Below are 19,660 nucleotides of genomic sequence, written 5' to 3'. Positions count from 1 at the left end.
CTTTGGAGGCGTTCGCCGCCGATCCGCAATCGATTTCTATAACTAACAGCGACCGCCTTACAGCTCGTTCTTCACGTACACGCCCAGCAGTCCGCCGAGCGCGCTCAGAACCACGGAGTAGGCGACGCCGCCCAACACGATGAGGGCGGCGACGAAGACGACTCCGCCGGCCGCGAGGCCGACTTCGAGCGGGAACCCGAAGAACCCCAAGAACGGGAGGAAAACCAGCACGAGCAACAGCAGTCCGACGATCGGGATCGCGGCGATCGCGCCGGAGAGCGCGCCGACCCGGAGGCCGTCGTCTCCATTTAAGTACCCGGCCACCGCGCCGCCGAGGAGCGGTGAGATGCCGGTAAACGAGAGCACCGTCGACGCGATAGCGCCGACGACCGCGTTGAGGAGGGTGTTCTCTGTGTCCATGCGCGGTCGAACTCCCGGCGGCGGCATACGTTTTGCGAAGCGCGGCGGCCGGGCCGGCCCGCGCTCGGCACGACCGGACGGCGAGCGAGCCGATAGTTTATGAGGCGGGCGCCACCTCTCACGGGTATGAGCGAGGAGGAGGCGATCCACGTCGCGGACGTCAGCGAGGGGATCGGCGGCGACGCGACGGCGGAACCCGGCTCGCCGGTCGAACTCCCGGTCGTCGACGTGCTCACCGGCCGGTCCTTCATCACCGGGAAGAGCGGGTCCGGGAAGAGCAACACCGCAAGTGTCGTGATAGAAAATCTGCTATCTAACGGATTTCCTGTCATGATCGTGGACACAGACGGTGAATATTACGGTTTAAAGGAAGAATATGAAATTCTTCACGCCGGCGCCGACGACGAGTGCGACATCGTCGTCTCCCCCGAGCACGCCGAGAAGCTCGCGACCCTCGCCTTAGAGCAGAACGTCCCGATCATCTTGGACGTCTCCGGCTACCTCGAAGAGGACACCGCCAACGAGCTCCTCTTGGAGGTCGTCAAGCAGCTGTTCGCGAAGGAGAAGCGCATGAAGAAGCCCTTCCTGCTCGTCATCGAGGAGTGCCACGAGTACATCCCCGAGGGCGGCGGCATGGACGAGACGGGGAAGATGCTGATCAAGGTGGGGAAGCGCGGCCGGAAGCACGGGCTCGGCATCGTCGGCATCAGCCAGCGCCCGGCCGACGTCAAGAAGGACTTCATCACCCAGTGCGACTGGCTCTGCTGGCACCGGCTCACCTGGGACAACGACACGAAGGTGGTCGGGCGCATCCTCGGCTCGAAGTACGCCAGCGCAGTCGAGGACCTCGGCGACGGCGAGGCGTTCCTGATGACCGACTGGGACGAGTCGATCCGCCGGATCCAGTTCCACCGCAAGGAGACGTTCGACGCGGGCGCGACCCCCGGGCTCGACGACTTCGAGCGCCCCGAACTGAAGTCCGTCTCCAGCGACCTCGTCGGCGAGCTCCAGTCGATCTCCGACGAGAAGGAGCGCCGCGAGTCCGAGATCGCCGACCTCAAGCAGGAGTTACAAAAGAAGGACCGGCGGATCGCCGACCTCGAACGCGAGCTGGAGGAGGCCCGCGACCTGAGCGACATGGCCGACCAGTTCGCGCAGGCGCTCCTCGGTAAGGCGGAGGCCCCGTACCGGGGCGGCGGTCGACCTCCGGCCGGCGACGAGCGACTCGGAGGGACGGACGACGGCGACGAGGGCCAGTCCGTCCTCAAGTCGTACGACGAGGCGGTCGCCGCGACCGAGGAGAGCGACGCGGACGCGGAAGCGGAGACCGACGCCGCGCCCGGACCGGGCCCATCGGCCGCCGACGGCGGCGCCGAGGTCGACGCCGACGCCGCGACCGGTGACGCCGCGACCGGTGACGCCGCGGATGTCGACGCGACGGCCGCCGATTCTGCGGACGAACCGAACCCCCCGGACGACGTCGACCCGGTCACCCGCGACGACGTGGCCGAGAGCGCGCTCCGGTTCGACGAGGCGATCGAGCTCGGTACCCGCGAAGCGGTCATCGATGAGCTCCGCTCGCGGATCGAGTCCCTCCCGGAGCTCTCGCGCGGGATGCTCCGCCACTATCGGCGCGAGGGCGCGAGCGACCCCGTCGCGGCCCACATCGACGCCGGGGGCGACGGCGACTCCGGCCACGCGTACAGCCGTCACCGCCCGATCCGGCGGGCGGGACTCATCCGCCACGCCGGTCGGGGCAGCTACGCCTACGCGGTCCCGGACCTCGTCCGGGAGGCGTACGCCGACCGCCTCGACGAGGCGCAGGTCGACGAGATCGTTCGCGCCGTCGAGCGCGTCTTCGTCCCGTCCGCCGAACTGGACTACCCGCCGGACGCCGCTCCGGCCGAGGTCGGTGACCGGGCGCCCGCCGGAGACGACGAGGCCGAGGAGAACACGGACACCGACGCGGCCGACGGGGACGAGGAGCCTTCGGCGCCGACCGACGCCGGCCTGAGCGACGCCGCGCGTCGGTTCGCCGAGCGATCGGAGCGCTGAGGCCGGAGTGCCGGGGCCGGAGCGCTGAGACCGGAGCGCTGCGGTCGGAGTGCCGGGCCAGAGCGCTGAGACCGGAGCGCTGCGGTCGGCGAACCCCGCGGCCGGCTCTCGAGGTAACTCTTCGCTCGGTAGCCCGGTCAGAACGGGACCGAGAGGTACTCGCTCGGCACCGCGTTCCGTGCCGTCACCTGCGGGTCGACCACCTGACTGATCTCCAAGCCCCCGACGAGGCTGGAGAAGAGATACGCCTCGGTGCGCGAGAAGCCGTGGTGGTGCGCCAGCAGGTCGAGCATGTCGGCGTTCGCCAGCTCGACCGCCCCCTCCAGCGTCTCGGCGCTCGCGAGCGTCTTCACCGCGTCGCCGGTGTCGAGGAGCGGACGGTCGAGCGGCACGGCCGGATCCTCGACCACGGAGAGCGTCGCGTCGACCTCGACCGCGATCTCCGCGCCGGTCCCGCACATCTCCCCGTCCGCCATCGCCGCTTTCGCGTCGCCCAGCGCCAACATGGCGCCCTCCTGAAACACCGGGAAGTAGATGGTCGTCCCCCCGGTCACGTCGGTCGTGTCGAGGTTACCGCCGTGGTCGTCGGGCGTGAGCGTCGAGACCGTCCCGCCGCCGGTGGCGACCCCGATCGTTCCGATCACGGGTTCGATCGGTACGTCGATCCCCTCGAACTCGACCGCCCCGGCCTCCGACTCGTCGGTGTCGACCTCGGTGATCCGCGTCGCGGGGTGGTCGATCTCGGGGTCGTCCTGAAGCAGTCCGAACCCGGGTGCGGTGAGCACACGGCCGCGGTCTTCGGCGACGCGCACGGCCTCGATCTCCACCGCGAGGACGTCGCCGGGGCTCGCGCCGGCTACCGCGATCGGTCCCGTCGCGGCGTTGACCTCTTCCGGGATCGCATCGAGGAGGTCGTCGTCGCGCTGAATCTCGCCGTTCAGACTGTCGATCGTCTCGACCGTCAGCGACTCGCCGTCGGCGGCCTCGTAGACGGGGTCCATCTCCGGACCGAACTCGTAGACGTGGCCGTCGCGGTGTGAGACTGTCTCTCGCGTCATTACGTCCACCTGGGCGCCCCGGTAACAAAAAGCCCGGCCGGCGTCAGCGCGGCGCCGCCGCCTCGGGCGGGACGAGCAGGACGTTGTTCGTCCCGCGCGCGACGATCGACTCCGCGGTGCTCCCGAGGAGGAGCCGCCGGAGTCGGCTCGTCCCGCGCGCGCCGATGAGCGTCGTCGTCGCGCCCACGCGCTCCTCTTCGGCCGTGATCTCGTCGACGGGGTTGCCGGACCTGACGTTGGTCTCGACGTGGAACCCGGTCCGGTCGCCGAGGTCACTCGCAAGCTCGTCCAGCCGCTCCTCGGCGGTCGCCGTCGACTCCGCGTCTCCGCCGCCCACGTGGAGCAGGTACGCCCGCTCGGTCGCGCCCGTCAGCGCCGGGAAGTAGTCGTAGGCGCGCGCCGCGTTCTCGGAGAAGTCGGTGGCGTACAGCACGTCCTGGAACAGGTGTTCCTTCTTGACCGCGTGTCCGTCCGGCGTCTCCTCGATCCGCTCGACGAGCAGCGGCCTGACGGCCGTCCGCGCGACGTTGCGCACGGTGCCACCGATGAGCCGATTCTGGAGCGGCGCCTGTCCGCGCGACCCGACGACGATCATGTCCGCGTCGAGCCGCTCGGCCAAGCCGTTGATCCGTCGATGCGGCGTCCCGCGGGCGACGTGCGTCTCCACGTCGAACCCCGCGCGCTCGAACACGCTCCGCTGCGGCGCGAGCGCCTCTCGGGCGTCGCTGGCGGCGTCCATCCCCGGCAGCCCGCTGGAGACGTTGTCCGGGACGACCGTCAACAGGTGAACCTCGCTGACACCGATGTTGTCGAGACACTCCAGACAGGTCCGAGACTCGATCGCCGCCTCGTTCGCGTCCGAGAGGTCTGTCGCGAATACGATCCTCATACGCGACTGTTCGTGCTGATGAGTAATATTGTTTTTGTTGTACAATACAAGAGTCTTCGAAGACGGCACAGCGATCGGTCGGTGACGGCACACTCCGGTTCGGGGCCGGTCGCTGCCGGGGGAGCAACCCGCCTCAGGCGTCCGGGTCGGCCGCCGCCGACGGTCCGTGATCGAGGAGCGGCGAGTCCGCGTTCGCACACTCGTCCCGGCCACAGACGCCGGCGTCGTCGCCCGCTCGCTCGACGCCTGCCGTGAGTCCGCCGATCTGCCAGTCGACGGCGTGCCCCGTCGCGCGCTCGTGGTCGTCGAGCGCGGTCCGCGCCCGCCGGAGCGAGTCGAACGCTTCGTCGTACGCACAGTCGGTACAGCGGACGCGAACGGTCGTCGACATGGCCCTCTCTTCGGTCTCGACCACCGTAAGTGCCGCTATCGGCTACTGGGCCGATCGCCCCGGCGTCGGATTCCCTCGGACGGGACTGTATTGAGACAGATACGCAAGATTAAAACATCTGTGAGTAGTATTGTCTTTTGCGCACAAACTACTAACCCATGAGCACCGAACTCGATATCGCGGAGACGCTGGACGTGAAAGGACTGAGCTGCCCGATGCCTATCGTGAAGACGAAGGGCGCGATCGACGACCTCGCCCCCGGTGAGGTGCTGGAGGTCGTCGCGACCGATCCCGGAAGCGTGAGCGACATCGACGGGTGGGCGACGGGCACCGACGGCGTCACGCTCCTTGAACAGGAGGAGGGCGACGACGTGTACACGCACTACGTCCGCAAGGAAGAATGAGCATGGACGAGATCGGCATCATCGTCTCCAGCGACGACCCGAAGAGCCTCGCGATGGCGACCAACCTCGGCCACGTCGCGCTGACGATGGACACCGACGTGTTCCTTTACTTCACCTTCGACGGACTGACGCACCTGCTGGAGGGCGAGAAAGACCTCTCGTCGGTCCAGCCGCTGCTCGACGAGGGGATGCCGAACCCCTACGACATGCTCGACCAGCTGATCGCCGACGGCGGGGAGGCGGTCACCTCGGTCGCGTGTACGACCACGCTGGACATGCTCCAGTGGGAGCAGGAGGCCATCGACGACGACCTGACGACGCAGTTCGCCGGCGCGGTCACCTTCCTCGAGGCGGCCGAGGAGGCCGACCACGTGTTCACGTTCTGAGCGCCGGCGTTGCGTCGGTCCGCTCCACCCTTCCCGCCGCTGTACGTGTGCCCCTGAGACGTATCGCCGTCCGAAACAACTCTCCCACCGTCCGAACTCCCGCGCCGTCCGAAGCTTGCCACCGCGAGACGTGTCCGACTCGACGTGAGAACGGATCTGTCCTCAATCGGGAGCGTACGGATCACAACTATTTTGGAGAGTAATGGAAAAATCACACACATGCCCTCTGAAAAGACCTGTCCGGACTGCGAGAAGCCGCTAGAGGAGATGGAGCTACAGGGAACCGACGCTCTCGGGACGCTCTCCGTGGTCTCCGACGGGTCGAGCGACGGGTTTCTCGGCGGCCTCAGCGCCGACGAGATCCTCACGCCGGTCCCGTACGTGTGCCCCGAGTGCCGGCGGACCCTCATCTACGCGGAATAGCGACCGAAAGTAGCGCGCGAAACCCTGCGACGCCCACCGCCCTCGCGTCGAGTCCGCCTCGTGAGGGGTCTCGGTGCTCCGCTCAGCTCTCGACGGCGGCGCGCTCGGGTTCGTCGTACTTCTCCTCGAACTCGCCGATGAGCTGGCCCATCTTCGCGTACCAGTCGTTGAGCATCCGCTGCATGTCGTCGGCGATCTGGGACGGATCCGTGGGGCTGTACACGTGGTAGTAGCCGCCGTGGTCGTAGTTGATCTGTTCCTTCTGGATGAAGCCGGCGTTCAGGAGGCGCTGGACCGCGCGGTAGGCGGTCGAGCGCTCGCGGTCGACGCGTTCGGCGACCTCGTCGATCGTGAGCGCCTCTTCGGCCGAGACCATCGCTCGGTAGCAGTCCTTGTCCAACTGTTTCAGACCGTGGAAGCACTCGAGTAACCCCTCGCACTCCATGTCTCGTTGGAGCTGTTCGGACATCGAATCGGACATTTTACGTGGTAACTGACGGTTTCCGCCGCAAAAAGTGTTGTGTGTGTCGTACAATCGCGCGCTTCAGAGCCCGGACTCCCGCTCCTCCCGGCGCTGCCCGCGCCGGTCGCTCCCGCCGCGAGGAGGCGCAGCGGAGCGGTTCGGTCCCGGCTCCCGCACGCGGTCGCTACTCGTCGCCGTCGGACGCGTCGTCGTCCGTCTCCTCTGCGTCCTCCTCGTCCGCCGCGAGCCCGGCGGCCTCGACGGCGGCCTCGACCTCGTCGGTCGGGACCGTCCGGAAGCCGTCGGCCTCGGTCACGGTCGCGACCGCGAGGTCGGACGCCTCGAACTCGTCGTCGTGGGCGGCCAGGGCCGCGACCGCGAGTTCGATGCCGTCCTCGAGCGAGAGGTCGTCGCTCCACTCGTCTTCGAGGTGTCCCTGAATGTCCTGCCGGCCGCCGCCGATGACGGTCGCCTTCCACTCGTTGGGCGTACCCGAGGGGTCGGCGGCGAACAGGCGCGGCTCGCCGTCGTCGATGCCGCCGATGAGGAGGGCGGCACCGTACGGGCGCGTGCCACCGCGCTGGGTGTTCTCTTGGATGTGGTCGGTAATGAACTTCGTCAGCGTCTCGACGCCGACGGGCTCGCCGTAGCGGAGGCGGTTCCCCTGCGACTGGCGGCGCGCGAGGTCGATCAGCTGCCGGGCGTCGGCGACGTGGCCGGCGCTCGCGGTGCCGACGTGGTCGTCGAGCTTGTGGAGCTTCTCGATGCTCTCGGCCTCCATCAGCGACGAGGAGGGGCGAGACATCGCGACGAAGACGACGCCGTCGGTCGTCCGGACGCCGACGCTCGGCGCGCCGCGCGAGACCGCCTCGCGGGCGTACTCGACCTGATATATCCGGCCGTCCGGCGAGAACAGCGACGTGCCGCGGTCGTACGCCTGCTGGTCGTTGCCGCCCATCATCGCCGATCACCCGCTCGCGCGGTGTCGCGTTCAGTCATTACCCTCACTTACGTCGGCCCGTTGAAAAAGCATCCGTAACCGGTACGTCTCGGTGGCCGTCGAAACCGCGGGTCCCCGCCGGCCGCGTTCGCCGCCTAGCGGCGGAGTCGAGTTCGCCGACGAAGCGCCGGTAGGAGCCGTCAGCTTCCGTCGCCGACGGATATAACCACGCAGGTCGCGTAGTTATAGTGACATTGACGCCCACACGAACTACAGCCGCGCTGCTGGCCGCGTTAACGGTGCTGTCCGTCGTCGGCGGCGGGTTCGCGGTCGGCGGCGCGGCGGCGGTACCGGACGCGCGGATCACCCTCACCGAGGTCGGCGTGTCTCCGGGCGCTCCGACCGTCGACGAGCGCGCGACCCTGAACGTCACGGTCTCGAACTCCGGCGGCAGCGACGCGGCGGCGAACCTCACGACGGTCCGCGTCCGGGACGCGGACGGCGACGTGCTCGACAGCGCCTCGGGCGTCGGGGCGCTCTCGGCGGGCGACTCGCTGGACGCGACGCTGTGGACGACGTTCAGGGAACCGGGCGAGAAGCGGCTCACCGTCGAGGTCGTCGCGAACCAGTCGACGAGCGGCGAGTTCGTGACTGTCAGCCGCGACGTCGTGTTCGAGGTGCGCCCGACCGAGGTCGCGCTCGACCTCCGCACCCGCGCGCTCGACCCCGAGGACCTCCGGAGCGACGACGAGAGCGAGAGCGCCACCGGCGACCTCGGCATCGGCGGCATTCAGGGCGTCTTCGGCGGGGGCGGTGGGCTCGATACCGGCGACGGCGGTCAGGGCGAGGCGTCGCCGCCGGCCGTCGATTCGCCCGTCGAGGTGACCGTGGTCAACACCGGTACGACGGCCGCCGACCGGATCAGCCTCCGCGCCGTCGGGGCCGCGGTCGACGGTGACGGCGCGGAGACGGTCGACGTCGGCCCGTTCGTCGTCGAGGGCGTGGCGCCCGGCGAGGAGCGACGCGTGATCGTCGATCTCGGACCGCTCGACCGGCGCTCGGACGTGACGGTCACCGCCGCCTTCCGCGCCGACACGGACCGGCGGAACGATCGCGGCGCCGACCGGAGCGCGGAGTCGACGGTGACGTACCCCGTCCGCGAGGCGACGCCGACCGTGACCGACGCGACCGTGCGCGAGACCGCTGACGGTGTCGTCGTCGACGCCAACCTCGGCAACGCGGGGAGCGGCGAGATGACCGGTGCGGTCGTCTCGGTCGGCGACGCGCCCGGCGTCGCGCCGACCCCCGCGGGCGGCGAGTACTTCGTCGGGACGCTCGGCGCCAGCGACTTCGTCGGCTTCGACGTGACGACCGCGGCGAACGTCACGGTCGCCGAGGAGATCCCGATCCACGTCACGTACACCGAGCGCGGCGTGCGGTACACGGAGACGTTCTCGGTGGCCGCGCCGGAGCCGGCTACCGACGATCGCGACGGCGGCGGCACCCTCGGCCGACTCGGCGCCGGCGGGCTGGGGACCGTGGGGACGGTCGCGAGCGGCCTCGCGCTCGTCGGCCTCGCCGGGGCGGTCGGCGTCGCGGTCAGGACCGGACGAATCGGGGGACCGACCGGACGACGACGCGACGGGTCGGCGCCGTGAGCCGGAACCGCACGACCGACGAGGCGGAGGATCTTGCGGCCGGTCGGGCGACGAACGGCGCTGCGGCCGACTGGGAGACGAGCGGCGACAGCAATCTCGCTGACGACGACTACGCCGTCGCGCTCCGCGGGGTCGTCAAGCGGTATCCGAGCGGGGGCGGCGAGCCGGTGGTCGCGCTCGACGACGTCGACTTCGCGGCCCGGCCCGGCGAGTTCGTCGCGGTAGTCGGGCCGAGCGGCTCCGGCAAGTCGACGCTGCTGAACGTCCTCGGGCTCCTTGACGACCCCACTTCTGGCCGACGGCTGCTCGGCGACACCGACGTGACGAGCCTCTCCGTCGCGGAGCGAACGCGGGCGCGCAAGGAGTCGATCGGGTTCGTGTTCCAGGACTTCCACCTGCTGCCGACGCTCACCGCCGTCGAGAACGTCGCGATGCCGACGGCGTTCGACCCCGGCGACGCGAGCGACCGGGCCGCGAACCTGCTCGCGCGGTTCGGGCTCGGCGACCGGCTCGACCACGAACCGAACGAGCTCTCCGGCGGGCAGAAACAGCGCGTCGCGATCGCCCGGTCGCTGATAAACGAGCCCGCGGTCCTGCTCGCGGACGAGCCGACGGGGAACCTCGACACCGACACCGGCGAGGCGATCCTCGCCGAGTTCGAGCGCGTCAAGGCCGAGGGGGTCGCCGTCATCGCCGTCACGCACGATCCGCTCGTCGAGGAGTACGCCGACCGCGTCGTCGACCTCACCGACGGCGTGCTGACCGGCGGCTTGCCTGGCGAGTCCGATCCGCACGCCGACGCGGACCGGCGCGGCGGCCGCGACGCCGGCCGGACCGCTCCGGGACCGCAGATGGGCGGTGACCGCGGATGAGCGGTGACCGCGGATGAGCGCCGACGACCGCGCACCGGGGGGCGCCGCCGGCTGGCTCCGCGGCTGGCGCCCCGCGGTGTCGATGGCGTCGCGGAACCTCCGACGAAACCGGGTCCGGACCGTGCTGGCGGTCCTCGGGGTCTGTATCGGGGTCCTCGCGGTCGCGGCGCTCGGCATCTTCGGGAACGTGCTGGCGCTGGGCGCGGACGACGCCATCGGCGATATCGGCACGCAGGTCGTCGTGTCGCCGAACACTGACGCCGGCGTGGAGTCGTTGTCCGACGCGGACATCGCCTCGATCCGCCGGGCGGTCGGCGAGCCCGCAGTGATCCCGCTGTACTCCGACAGCGCCACGGTCGCGCGGCAGGGCGACCAGACGTTCGCGACGGTGTACGGGGTCGAAGAGCCCGCGCTGGCGTACGAGGCAGCCGAGGGGCGACTCCCCGAGCGGCACCGACAGGGCGCGATCCTCGGCGCGGGGATCGCCGAGGACCTCGGCGCCGGCGCGGGCGACACCGTCGAGATCGCCGGCTCGCAGGTCCGCGTCATCGCGGTGTTGGTCGAGAGCCAGACGTTCAGCCCGGTCGCGCCCGACGACGCGGTGTACCTCCCCGAGTCGGCGTTCTCGGCCGACGGCTACGCGCAGGCGCTCGTCGTCTCCGACACCGGCGCCGAGGCGCGGGCGGCCGCGGACGCCATCCGCGAGGCGGTGAACGCCCGCGAGGACCGGGTGGAGCTGTTCGAGCTGGCCGCCCTCGTCGACGAGATCAACGAGTTCTTCGGCCTCCTCTCGACGTTCCTGCTCGGGCTCGGCGCGATCTCCCTCGTCGTCGCCGGGGTCTCGATCCTCAACGTGATGCTGATGAGTACCGTCGAGCGCCGGCAGGAGATCGGGGTGATGCGCGCGGTCGGCGTCGCCCGCCGCGACGTGTTGCGCGTCCTGCTCGCGGAGGCCGGGCTGATCGGCGCGGCCGGCGCCGCGGCCGGCACCCTGCTCACCGTCCTGCTCGTCGCGGGCCTGGTCCTCGCGACGCCCGCCGTCGACACGGCGCTCGTGCTCGACCGTACGAACGCCTACTACCTCTTCTTGGCGCTCGGCTTCGGCGTCGGCGTGGGGCTCGTCAGCGGCGCGTACCCCGCGTGGAAGGCGGCCAACGAGCGGCCCGTCGAGGCGCTTCGGAGCTGACGCGGTCGCCGACATCCACAGCCGAGCGTCCGCGGGACCCCTCGCGACGGTCCGACCGGATCTACTCCAGTCGGCGGTCGCGGAACGCGCGGATCACGTCCTGACGCGCGATGATCCCGATGATACGGCCGTCGTCGTCGACGACGGGCACGCGGTTGATATCGGGGTCGTCGCCGACAAGCAGGTCCAGCACGTCGTCGACGCTCACGTCCGGCGTCACGGTCGCCACGTCCGCGCTCATCACCTCGGAGACGGGTCGGTCCGCGTTGCGGAGCATGTCGACGCCCAGATCGAGGTCGGCCCACGGGCGCTTCACCTGATACGAGAGGGTGTCCACGAACGGAGGGAGTCCGACGGGGATCCACAGCGTCTCGTCCTCCGGCTCGAACAGGTCGACGAGGTCGGACTCGGTGACGATCCCGACCACCCGCTCGTCCTCGTCGACGACCGGGAACCCGCTGAACTCGTACCGAGCGAACCGCTTGAACGCGTCGGCGACGTCGTCGTCCGGCGAGACCGTCTTCACCTCCGGCTCCATCAGGTCGCGGGCGGTCAGTGTCATACCGGAGCGTCACGGCGGGAGGACGTAGGCGTTTCGCCCCGACAACGCGACGGGACCGCGAGCTCCGCGGACGCGTCCGGAGACGCGCCGTGGGGGGTCGCGTCTCGACGTAACGGACTTACGGACCCGGAACGCAGTCGTCAACATGTACCGGAAGGGACACGTCGGGGCCTCGCTCGTCGTCTACGCCCCGTTCGGGTTTCTCGTCACCGCCCTCCTCTCGATAGAGGCCGGCCTCGTCGGCGCCGCCGGCGTCGCCTCGACGGCGATGGTCCCCGACCTCGACATGCGAGTTCCCGTCGTCAGGCATCGGGGGATCACGCACACCGTCTGGTTCGCGCTGTTCGTCGGAGTCGTCCTCGGGGGCGTCGGGCTGGCGGTCGGGCTTCAGCGCGGACTCGCCGAGGCGCTGCTGTTCGGCGCCGCCGCGTTCCTGTTCGGCGCCGTGACGATCGTCTCGCACATCCTCGCGGACGCGCTCACACCGACGGGCATCCGACCGTACGCGCCCGTGCGAGACACCGAGTATTCGCTCGACCTGTTCACCGCGGCGAATCCCTTCGCGAACTACGGACTGTTGGGACTGGGCGGCGTCGTCGTCGCGGTCGCGCTCGTCGCCGGCGAGGCGGTTCCGGTGTAGCATTCGATCCGGCGGCGACGGCGGACGGATCGGCGGGGCCGGCGCTCGCCGACCGGTCGGTCGTAGAAATGGCCGGGGTGGGCTCCGAACCCACGATCTCCGCATGTCCCAGGTCCGAGGCTCGGCGGAGCCACGGGAAGGACGCGGACGCTTCCAAGGCGTCACCGCACCGAATCTCCGAACCCTATGAGTGCGGCGCTATGTCCAGCTAAGCCACCCGGCCTCACCTTCTCGTACCGCGATGAGACCCTTTAACCTTCCCATCCGTCGGAGGGTTGTGAACCGATCGCAGATCGCCGCGGCCGGTCGCCTTCGGGAGGATCGCTTCGGGGCTGTCACTTTCGGGAGGATCGCTTCGGGGGCTGTCGCTTTCGGGAGGATCGCTTCGGGGGCTGTCGCTTTCGGGGGCGATCGCTCCCGCCTCGGGCCGGCGGCGCGGGCGGCGCGTCGGGAGCGCGGTGAACGCGGTGACTGGGCTCGATCGACCCCGAGCCAGCGGATTTATGCCGGGCGCGGCGTATCTCCGGCGTATGAGCCTTCCCGACCTGCTCGCGGGGACCGTCGGCGACGAGGACGTCGTCGCCGAGGTGCCGTTGGGCGGCGACGATCGACTCGCGGTCACGCCCACCCGGACCCTCGTCTACCGCGGCGACGGACTCCTGTCCGACGAGTCCGTCGACGAGTACGGCCACGACGTCGAGCGAATCGAGGTCTCGACGGGACGCCGCAAGGCGAAGATCACCCTCGGGTACGGCCTCGACGGCGACGAGACGCTCTCGGTACCGACCAAGCGCGTCGACGATGTCCTCCACCCGATCCTCGCGGGCGTCCTCTCCGCGAGCGGCGTCACCGGGCCCGGCGAGACGGTCGTGCGCACCTTCCGCTTCTCGGAGCTCACCCTGATCGTCACCAGCGAGCGACTGGTCAAACACGTCGGCTCGGCGGTCTGGGACCCCGAGTTCGAGGAGTTCGGCTACGACGACCTCACCGGGCTCGACTTCGAGGAGGGGACCGTCGCCACCGCGGTCGTCCTCGTCCACGACGGTCGCTCGGAGCGGTTCAAGGCCCCGAACGAGTCCGCCCGGGCAGTCCGGGAGACGCTCGCCGACGCGGTGTGCTCGTTCCACGGCGTCGACAGCTTAGAGGAGTTCCGCGTTGCCGCCGCTGAGGCCGAGGAGGCGGCGTCCGACGCCGAACAGACCGGCACGACCGACTTCGGCGAGGGACCGGACCCGCTGTCGGCTTCCCCGGCCGCCGACGCCGAGGCGGACGCCGACGCGGCGCCCGGCGCCGAGGCGGAGCCAGACTCCGGCGGGCTCGGAACGGAACCGAAGGGCGCGGGCGGACGCGACTCCGCCGGGGGGTCGGAGTCGCTCGCCGGGGGCGACGGGCCCGGAGCGACGACCGAGAGCGCGGAGTCGGCGTCGGTCGGATCGCCGGAACCGAGCGGCGGCAGCGACCCGCTCGACGACCCGCTCGCCGCGGACGCCGCCGTCGACGACGCGGCCGAGGACCCTCTCGCGGGAGACGCGGGCGCGACGGAGTCGACGGGCCCCCTAGCGGGAGACGAGGCCGGGGCGGAGTCGACGGACTCCCCCGCCGGCGACGCGCCCGAAGCCCCGGCGGAAGGCGCCGAGCGAGGTGCCGGAGGCGAGCCCGCGGCGGCGGTCGGCGAGGAAGCGGTCGCGGCGGACGGCGAGGCCGACGGCGTCGTCCCGGACGACGACGCGTTCGACGGCTCGCCGTTCGAGAGCGCCGGCGTCGAGGACGCGGACCTCGCGAGCGAGGTCGCCGCGCTGCGGCGCACGGTCGAGGCGCAGTCCGAGCGCTTGGACCGGCAGTCGACGCTCATCGAACAGCTGATCGAAGAGCTCCGACGCGGCCGGTGACCGGGAGCAGGGCAGTCGCGGCCTCCTTCCCCGCAGCGGTCGTGCCGATTCTCTCCGCTGAGACTCGCGTCGGATCCGTTAACCGAGCGGCGGCGAACGTCAGACCGTGATAGGCGGACTGGGAACGCGGATCGGCGCGGTGTTGAGCGACGTATCGAGCACGGAGGGGCGGCTGGCGGCCACCGCGGCCATCGCCCTCGCGACGCTCGGCGTCGGCTGGCTGCTGCTGCCGCGGGCGGTCCGCGCCGGCGAGCAGACCGTCACCGACTGGGTCGGGCGGCTCCTCGACGAGCGGCTGTCGGAGTCGACGGAGGGCGCGGTGGAGACGCTGCGGGAGGGGATCCCCGCGTCGTTCCTCCTGCGGCTCGCGGTCGGACTCCTACAGCTCGCGCTGTTCGCGCTCGCGGGCGTCGCCGTGCTGACGCTGTGGGGCCGGTTCGCACTCGTGGTCGCGGTGCTGCCGCTCGTGGAGAACGCCGCCCGGGTCGGCGGGCAGGTAATCGCCTCGGCGCTGCTGCTCGGCGGTGCGTACGTCGTCAGCGACGTGGTGGAGACGTACGTCGGCGAGCTGTCGGCGGACAGCGACCGGATCACCGCCCACCAGGAACAGCTGCTCACCCGGCTCGCACAGGTCGGCCTGCTCGTGCTCGCGCTGATAACCGTCCTTGGCATCTGGGGCGTGAACCTCGGCGGCCTCCTCGTCGGGGCTGGGTTCCTCGGGATCGTCCTCGGGATGGCGGCCCGGCAGACGCTGGGCTCGCTCATCGCCGGCTTCGTGTTGATGTTCGCCCGCCCCTTCGAGATCGGCGACTGGGTGGCGATCGGCGACGAGGAGGGGTTCGTCACCGACATCACGATCATGAACACCCACATGCGCAACTTCGACGGGGAGTACGTCGTGGTGCCAAACGACCTCGTCGCCAATCAGGCGATCACCAACCGAAGCCGGGAGGGGCGCCTCCGGATCCACATGGAGGTCGGGATCGGCTACGACGACGACCCGGACGAGGCCAGCGAGATCGCCGAGGATGTCTTAGAGAACATCGGCGTCATCGCGAACAACCCCCAGCCGTACGCGATCCCGTCCGGATTCGGCGACTCGGCGATCCTGCTCGACCTCCGGTTCTGGATCGACCCGCCGACCCCGCAGGCGCGGTGGCGCTCGAAGGCGCTCGCCGTCGAGCGGATCCAAGAGCGGTTCGCGGACGCCGGCATCTCGATCCCCTACCCGCAGCGGACCGTCTCGTACCCGCCGGAGAAGGCGGCGGCTGACGACACGGTCGAACGCGTCGAACAGACCGACGAAAACGGCGACGGGCGGTCGCGAGACCGACCGGCCTGACGCGCCGCCGCGGCGGCGCTCTCGCTACCCGTCTGGCCCCTTCTGCTACCCGCCGGACCCTTCCGCTACCGGTCGGACGGACCGGTGTAGCCGCTCGGCAGCTCCGACCCGCGGCCGGTGAACAGCCGCTCGAACCGCTCGATCTTGTCCAACACGTAACTGAGCGCCGCGGTCAGCGAGTCCGCGCCGATCGAGAGCAGGTGGCGCGCCCCCTTCGTGCGGTCGGCGTGGTAGAAGCTGACCTCGCCCTCCGGGTCGGTGTTCCGCTCCGGCATCACCACGAGGTCCTGTCTCGTGGGGCCGTGACGGAAGACGAGCACGTCCGTGAGCGAGTCCGCGCCGTAGGTGACCACGTCGTGGAGGACGCTCCACTTCGGCGGCGTCTCCTCGGCGAGCGCGTCCGCGTCGACGACGTTCCGCATCGTCGTCGCCGCCGAGACGCTCTCCAAGCTCGACGCGCGTCGCTTCCGAAGCCACGCGAGCAGTCGCTCGACGAGGTCGCGGAAGCCGTCCGGCCCCGAGAACCGGCCGGCCGACCGCTCCGCGGGCAGCGACCCCCGCGTCACTTCGGTCCGCTCTCCCATGCGAGTATCCCCGGTCCCATCGCGTTAATAGATATCGGTCGGTACTGTCGACCGCCTCGCCGCGGGGCGACCGGCCTCGCGGCTCAGCGGTCCCGACCGAACCCGGCCGCGACCGTCTCCTCGTCGACCGAGAGGACGGTCGGCCGGCCGTGCGGACAGGCGTACGGGCGGTCGCACTCGCCGAGACGGTCGAGCAGCCCCCGGAGGTCGTCGCGAGCGAGGTCCGAGAACTCGCCGCGCTTCAGCGACGGGTGACACGCCAGGTCCGCGAGCAGGTCGTCGCGCGCGTCTCGCGCCGTCCCCGGGTCCGCCCCGACGAGCGCGGCGAGCGCGTCGCGGAAGGCGTCGGCGTCGGCGGTCCGGCCGAACGGCGCCGGGACAGTCCGGAGGCGACGCGTGCCGCCGCCGAACGCCTCGGTCTCGAAGCCGAGCGCGGCGAGGTCGTCCGCGTGCGCCCTCGCGGCCGCCGCCTCGTCGGTCGACAGCGAGACGGTCGCGGGCGGGTCGAGCGGGGCCGTCGGCACCGGCTCGCCGTCGAACGCGCGGGCCAGCCGCTCGTAGTTCACCCGCTCGTGGGCCGCGTGGCCGTCGATCACGAGGAGCTCGTCGCCGGCCTCGACGAGGACGTACAGGTCGCGGAACGTGCCTATCGGCACGGCGTCGGCGAACGCGCCGGGCCGCGAGCCGTCGTCCGCGCCGACCGGATCGAGGGCGCCGTCGAGGTCGGTGGCGACGTCCGCGGCCCGCCGGAGGTCCGCGCCGGTGAGCGCGTCCTCGACGACCGACGCGACCGCGTCGGCGACCGCGTCGGCGTCGCGGAGCCCCACCTCCCGCTTCGCCGGGTGGACGTTCGGGTCGACCCGAGCGGGCGGCAGCGACACGTCGACCGCGGCCACCGGCTCGCGGCCGTCGGGGAGGAGCCGCCCGTAGCCGTCGCGGACCGCGGCCGCGAGCCGGTCGTTCCGGACCGGGCGGCCGTTCACCGAGACGCGGACGTGATCGCGGGAGGACCGGGTGATCGACGGGTACGCCAGCGTGGCCGAGACCTCGACGCCGACGGCGTCCGCGTCACCCTCACCGCCGGGCGGCGCGTCGACGCTCGCGGCCACCGTCGTCGACCGGCTCGCGGTGTCGCGGTCGTACACGCCGAGCAGCGCGTCCGTGCGGTCGGTCCCCGGCGTCGACAGCGTCGTCGACCCGTCGTGGTCGAGCGTGAACGCCACCGACGGGTTCGCCAGCGCGTAGTCGGCGACGAGCGAGGAGATCCGCGCGAACTCCGCGTTCGCCCCCGCGAGTGACTCCCGACGCGCCGGCCGGGTCGCGAACAGGTCCCCGACGAGGACCGTCGTCCCGCGGGCGCGGCCCGCGGGTTCGACGCTGACGCCGTCGGTCGAGTCGGACGCGCTCGACCGGTTCCCCCGGTCGGCGGTCCCGTCGACGACGACGCGGGTGCCGACCCCGTCGCCGGAGCTCGTGACGACCTCCAGCCGGGCGGCCTCGGCGATCGCCGCGAGCGCCTCGCCGCGGAACCCCAGCGACGGGACGCCCACCGGGTCGCCGTCGGGCGCCAGCTTGCTCGTCGCGTGGCGCTCGACGGCCCGGGCCGCGTCCGCGCGGGCCATGCCCCGACCGTCGTCCGCGACGCGGATCCGGTCGGTGCCGTCGCCGTCGACCGCGACGTCGATCCGCGAGGCGCCCGCGTCGAGCGCGTTGTCGACGAGTTCGCCGACGACGCGGGCGGGTCGAGTGACGACCTCGCCGGCCGCGATCCGGTCGACGGTCGCCGGGTCAAGCCGACGGACGCGACTCTCGCTCTTGGACCGATCACCGGTACCCGACCGGCCGCGCTCGCCGTCTCGCTCACCCGTCATCGTCGACTCGCGACTGGAGGTCGTGGAGGGCGTTCAGCGCCTCGATCGGCGTCATCCGCGCGAGGTCGAGGTCGCGAAGCTCCGCGGCGAGGCCGGGGGGCGCGCCGGCGGCAGGCCTGTCGTCGTCGCCGCCCGTCGGCTCCGCCCGCTCGCTTTCGGGCGGGGTGTCCGCCTCGGACCCGGATCGGCTGCCGTCCTCCGACGCCTCCTCCGCGAGGAACTCGCGCAGCGACGCGTCGCCGTCCCGGTCTCCCTCTGCCTCGCCCTCGCCCGACCGGTCCGCCGGGTCGACCGCGTCCTCGCGTCCGGCTCCGCTCGCCGCCCGCCACCGGTCCGCCTCCTCCGCGGCGACGAGGTCGCGGGCGCGGTCGACGACCGCCCCCGGGACCCCGGCGAGCTCCGCCACCTCGACGCCGTACGACGACGACGAGGCGCCCGGCACGACCCGGTGGAGGAAGGTAACGTCGCCGTCTTCCCGGGTGGCGGTGAAGTGGAGGTTGAAGACGCGCTCTCGCTCGTCGGCGAGGTCGGTGAGCCCGTGGTAGTGCGTCGCGAAGAGCGCGGTCGCGCCCAGCTCGTCGTGGAGGAACTCGGCGGCCGCGCGGGCGATGGCGCGCCCGTCGGTCGTGGCCGTGCCCCGGCCGACCTCGTCGAGGAGGACGAGCGAGCCGGGGCCGGCGTCGTGGAGGATCTCCGTCAGCTCGCTCATCTCTCGCATGAACGTCGACTGGCCGCCCGCGATGTCGTCGGAGGCCCCGACGCGGGTGAACACCCGGTCGAAGACGGGGAGCGTGGCGGCCTGCGCTGGAACGAACGACCCCGTCTGCGCGAGCACGACGGCGAGCGCGACCGACCGCATGTACGTCGATTTCCCGCTCATGTTCGGCCCGGTGATCACGGCGACCGAGCCGCGCGGGAGGTCCGCGTCGTTCGGGACGAACGCGTCCTCGGTCCGCTCGACGACCGGGTGTCTGCCGCCCTCGATCTCGACGCCCGCGGTGGCCGCCCCGTCCGCGTCGGGGGACTCGTCGACGCCCTCCCGCAGTTCGGGCCGGACGTAGTCGTGTTCGACCGCGACCGCGGCGAGCGACGCCAGCGCGTCGAGTTCGGCGAGCGCGTCGGCGAGGGCCTGGATCCGCTCGGTCTCGGCCGCGACGCGCTCGCGGACGTCGACGAACAGCTCGTACTCCAGCGCGTCCGCGCGCTCTGCGGCCCCGACGATCTCCTCTTCGCGCTCCTTCAGCTCCGGCGTGACGTAGCGCTCGCTGTTCTTCAGCGTCTGCCGACGCCGGTAGTCGTCGGGGACGCGGTCGAGGTTCGCGTCCGTCACCTCGATGTAGTAGCCGTGGACCTGGTTGTGGCCGACGGACAGCGAGTCGATCCCGGTGCGTTCGCGCTCGCTCGCCTCCAGATCCGCGACCCACTCGCGGCCCTCGCGCTCGGTGGCGCGCAGGTCGTCGAGGTCGCCGTCGAACCCCTCGCGGATCACCCCGCCCTCGGTGATCTCCTGTGGCGGATCGGTCGCGATCGCGTCGTCGATCAGCCCGCGGACCCCGGCCAGCTCGTCGAGCCGGTCACCGAGGTCGCGGAGGTGCTCGGTTCGGGGGAGGGCGGGGTCGTCGGTGGT

At 71.3% G+C, this 19,660-nt stretch carries 20 protein-coding genes and 1 tRNA gene; 10 read left to right on the top strand and 11 right to left on the bottom strand.

What is annotated here, in order from left to right:
• Positions 1 to 57 precede the first annotated feature (57 nt).
• The gene (locus Z052_RS00840; protein WP_049930606.1) at positions 58 to 420 is read right to left on the bottom strand and encodes a DUF5518 domain-containing protein; all 363 of its coding nucleotides are present in this window, start codon (positions 418 to 420) and stop codon (positions 58 to 60) included.
• A gap of 126 nt (positions 421 to 546) precedes the next feature.
• On the opposite strand from Z052_RS00840, the gene Z052_RS00835 reads away from it, so the two are divergent.
• Entirely contained in the window at positions 547 to 2,475 is a 1,929-nt protein-coding gene (locus Z052_RS00835) for an ATP-binding protein (RefSeq protein ID WP_089308201.1), read from the top strand.
• Between the two features lie 137 nt (positions 2,476 to 2,612).
• On the opposite strand, the gene Z052_RS00830 is transcribed toward Z052_RS00835, so the two are convergent.
• The 3 genes from Z052_RS00830 to Z052_RS00820 form a co-directional block, all read right to left on the bottom strand.
• A complete protein-coding gene (locus Z052_RS00830) occupies positions 2,613 to 3,533 on the bottom strand; it encodes an acetamidase/formamidase family protein (RefSeq protein ID WP_094521225.1) in 921 nt (306 codons plus the stop codon).
• 43 nt (positions 3,534 to 3,576) lie between these two features.
• Positions 3,577 to 4,422, bottom strand: coding sequence for a universal stress protein (locus Z052_RS00825; protein ID WP_049930612.1), 846 nt, complete (start codon positions 4,420 to 4,422; stop codon positions 3,577 to 3,579).
• A 133-nt stretch (positions 4,423 to 4,555) separates the two neighbouring features.
• Positions 4,556 to 4,813: a hypothetical protein gene (locus tag Z052_RS00820; protein WP_176450674.1), complete on the bottom strand. Its 258-nt coding sequence runs from the start codon at positions 4,811 to 4,813 to the stop codon at positions 4,556 to 4,558.
• A gap of 158 nt (positions 4,814 to 4,971) precedes the next feature.
• Between Z052_RS00820 and Z052_RS00815 the strand changes: the two genes are divergently transcribed.
• The 3 genes from Z052_RS00815 to Z052_RS00805 all read left to right on the top strand — a co-directional run bounded on the left by Z052_RS00815 (position 4,972) and on the right by Z052_RS00805 (position 6,026).
• Positions 4,972 to 5,217, top strand: coding sequence for a sulfurtransferase TusA family protein (locus tag Z052_RS00815; RefSeq protein ID WP_004596950.1), 246 nt, complete (start codon positions 4,972 to 4,974; stop codon positions 5,215 to 5,217).
• Positions 5,214 to 5,603, top strand: coding sequence for a DsrE family protein (locus tag Z052_RS00810; protein WP_241897863.1), 390 nt, complete (start codon positions 5,214 to 5,216; stop codon positions 5,601 to 5,603). Before Z052_RS00815 ends, Z052_RS00810 begins: the two co-directional genes overlap by 4 nt.
• Positions 5,604 to 5,822: 219 nt before the next feature.
• Complete coding sequence (locus Z052_RS00805) at positions 5,823 to 6,026, top strand: hypothetical protein (RefSeq protein WP_094521227.1); 204 nt, start codon at positions 5,823 to 5,825, stop codon at positions 6,024 to 6,026.
• 82 nt (positions 6,027 to 6,108) lie between these two features.
• On the opposite strand, the gene Z052_RS00800 is transcribed toward Z052_RS00805, so the two are convergent.
• Both Z052_RS00800 and psmA read right to left on the bottom strand, forming a co-directional pair.
• Positions 6,109 to 6,507 (bottom strand): helix-turn-helix domain-containing protein, encoded by a 399-nt coding sequence (locus Z052_RS00800; RefSeq protein WP_049930620.1) that lies wholly within the window; start codon positions 6,505 to 6,507, stop codon positions 6,109 to 6,111.
• A gap of 166 nt (positions 6,508 to 6,673) precedes the next feature.
• Entirely contained in the window at positions 6,674 to 7,450 is a 777-nt protein-coding gene (gene psmA, locus Z052_RS00795) for an archaeal proteasome endopeptidase complex subunit alpha (RefSeq protein ID WP_176450675.1), read from the bottom strand.
• A 227-nt stretch (positions 7,451 to 7,677) separates the two neighbouring features.
• On the opposite strand from psmA, the gene Z052_RS00790 reads away from it, so the two are divergent.
• The 3 genes from Z052_RS00790 to Z052_RS00780 are packed head-to-tail and all read left to right on the top strand — an operon-like array spanning position 7,678 to position 11,145.
• On the top strand, positions 7,678 to 9,087 hold the full coding sequence (locus tag Z052_RS00790) for a CARDB domain-containing protein (protein ID WP_176455133.1): 1,410 nt from the start codon (positions 7,678 to 7,680) through the stop codon (positions 9,085 to 9,087).
• Positions 9,084 to 9,959, top strand: coding sequence for an ABC transporter ATP-binding protein (locus Z052_RS00785; RefSeq protein ID WP_080508558.1), 876 nt, complete (start codon positions 9,084 to 9,086; stop codon positions 9,957 to 9,959). Before Z052_RS00790 ends, Z052_RS00785 begins: the two co-directional genes overlap by 4 nt.
• Positions 9,960 to 9,972: 13 nt before the next feature.
• Complete coding sequence (locus Z052_RS00780) at positions 9,973 to 11,145, top strand: ABC transporter permease (protein WP_094521223.1); 1,173 nt, start codon at positions 9,973 to 9,975, stop codon at positions 11,143 to 11,145.
• Between the two features lie 61 nt (positions 11,146 to 11,206).
• Here Z052_RS00780 and Z052_RS00775 read toward each other — a convergent pair whose 3' ends face one another.
• Positions 11,207 to 11,707, bottom strand: coding sequence for an HPP family protein (locus Z052_RS00775; protein WP_094521222.1), 501 nt, complete (start codon positions 11,705 to 11,707; stop codon positions 11,207 to 11,209).
• Positions 11,708 to 11,852: 145 nt separating this feature from the next.
• Between Z052_RS00775 and Z052_RS00770 the strand changes: the two genes are divergently transcribed.
• A complete protein-coding gene (locus tag Z052_RS00770; protein ID WP_049930629.1) occupies positions 11,853 to 12,347 on the top strand; it encodes a metal-dependent hydrolase in 495 nt (164 codons plus the stop codon).
• 69 nt (positions 12,348 to 12,416) lie between these two features.
• Here Z052_RS00770 and Z052_RS20030 read toward each other — a convergent pair.
• Positions 12,417 to 12,570, bottom strand: a tRNA-Met gene (locus Z052_RS20030).
• A 307-nt stretch (positions 12,571 to 12,877) separates the two neighbouring features.
• Between Z052_RS20030 and Z052_RS00760 the strand changes: the two genes are divergently transcribed.
• Together Z052_RS00760 and Z052_RS00755 are read left to right on the top strand one after the other, a co-directional pair.
• Entirely contained in the window at positions 12,878 to 14,236 is a 1,359-nt protein-coding gene (locus tag Z052_RS00760; RefSeq protein WP_094521220.1) for a hypothetical protein, read from the top strand.
• 106 nt (positions 14,237 to 14,342) lie between these two features.
• Positions 14,343 to 15,578: a mechanosensitive ion channel family protein gene (locus Z052_RS00755; RefSeq protein WP_176450677.1), complete on the top strand. Its 1,236-nt coding sequence runs from the start codon at positions 14,343 to 14,345 to the stop codon at positions 15,576 to 15,578.
• 65 nt (positions 15,579 to 15,643) lie between these two features.
• Here the strand turns inward: Z052_RS00755 and Z052_RS00750 are convergent, their stop codons facing one another.
• The 3 genes from Z052_RS00750 to mutS form a co-directional block, all read right to left on the bottom strand.
• Complete coding sequence (locus tag Z052_RS00750) at positions 15,644 to 16,162, bottom strand: hypothetical protein (RefSeq protein ID WP_049930633.1); 519 nt, start codon at positions 16,160 to 16,162, stop codon at positions 15,644 to 15,646.
• A gap of 83 nt (positions 16,163 to 16,245) precedes the next feature.
• Entirely contained in the window at positions 16,246 to 18,033 is a 1,788-nt protein-coding gene (gene mutL, locus Z052_RS00745; protein ID WP_094521219.1) for a DNA mismatch repair endonuclease MutL, read from the bottom strand.
• Positions 18,023 to 19,660 (bottom strand): DNA mismatch repair protein MutS (gene mutS, locus Z052_RS00740; protein WP_099288520.1); only part of this gene is annotated, 1,638 nt, incomplete at its 5' end. The genes mutL and mutS, both read right to left, overlap by 11 nt.

It is taken from the genome of Halorubrum sp. C191 (assembly GCF_002727095.1).
In the GTDB taxonomy this organism is placed as follows: domain Archaea; phylum Halobacteriota; class Halobacteria; order Halobacteriales; family Haloferacaceae; genus Halorubrum; species Halorubrum ezzemoulense.
The sequence above is the reverse complement of the archived record's forward strand: the minus strand, read 5'-3'. Positions and strand labels throughout refer to the sequence as shown.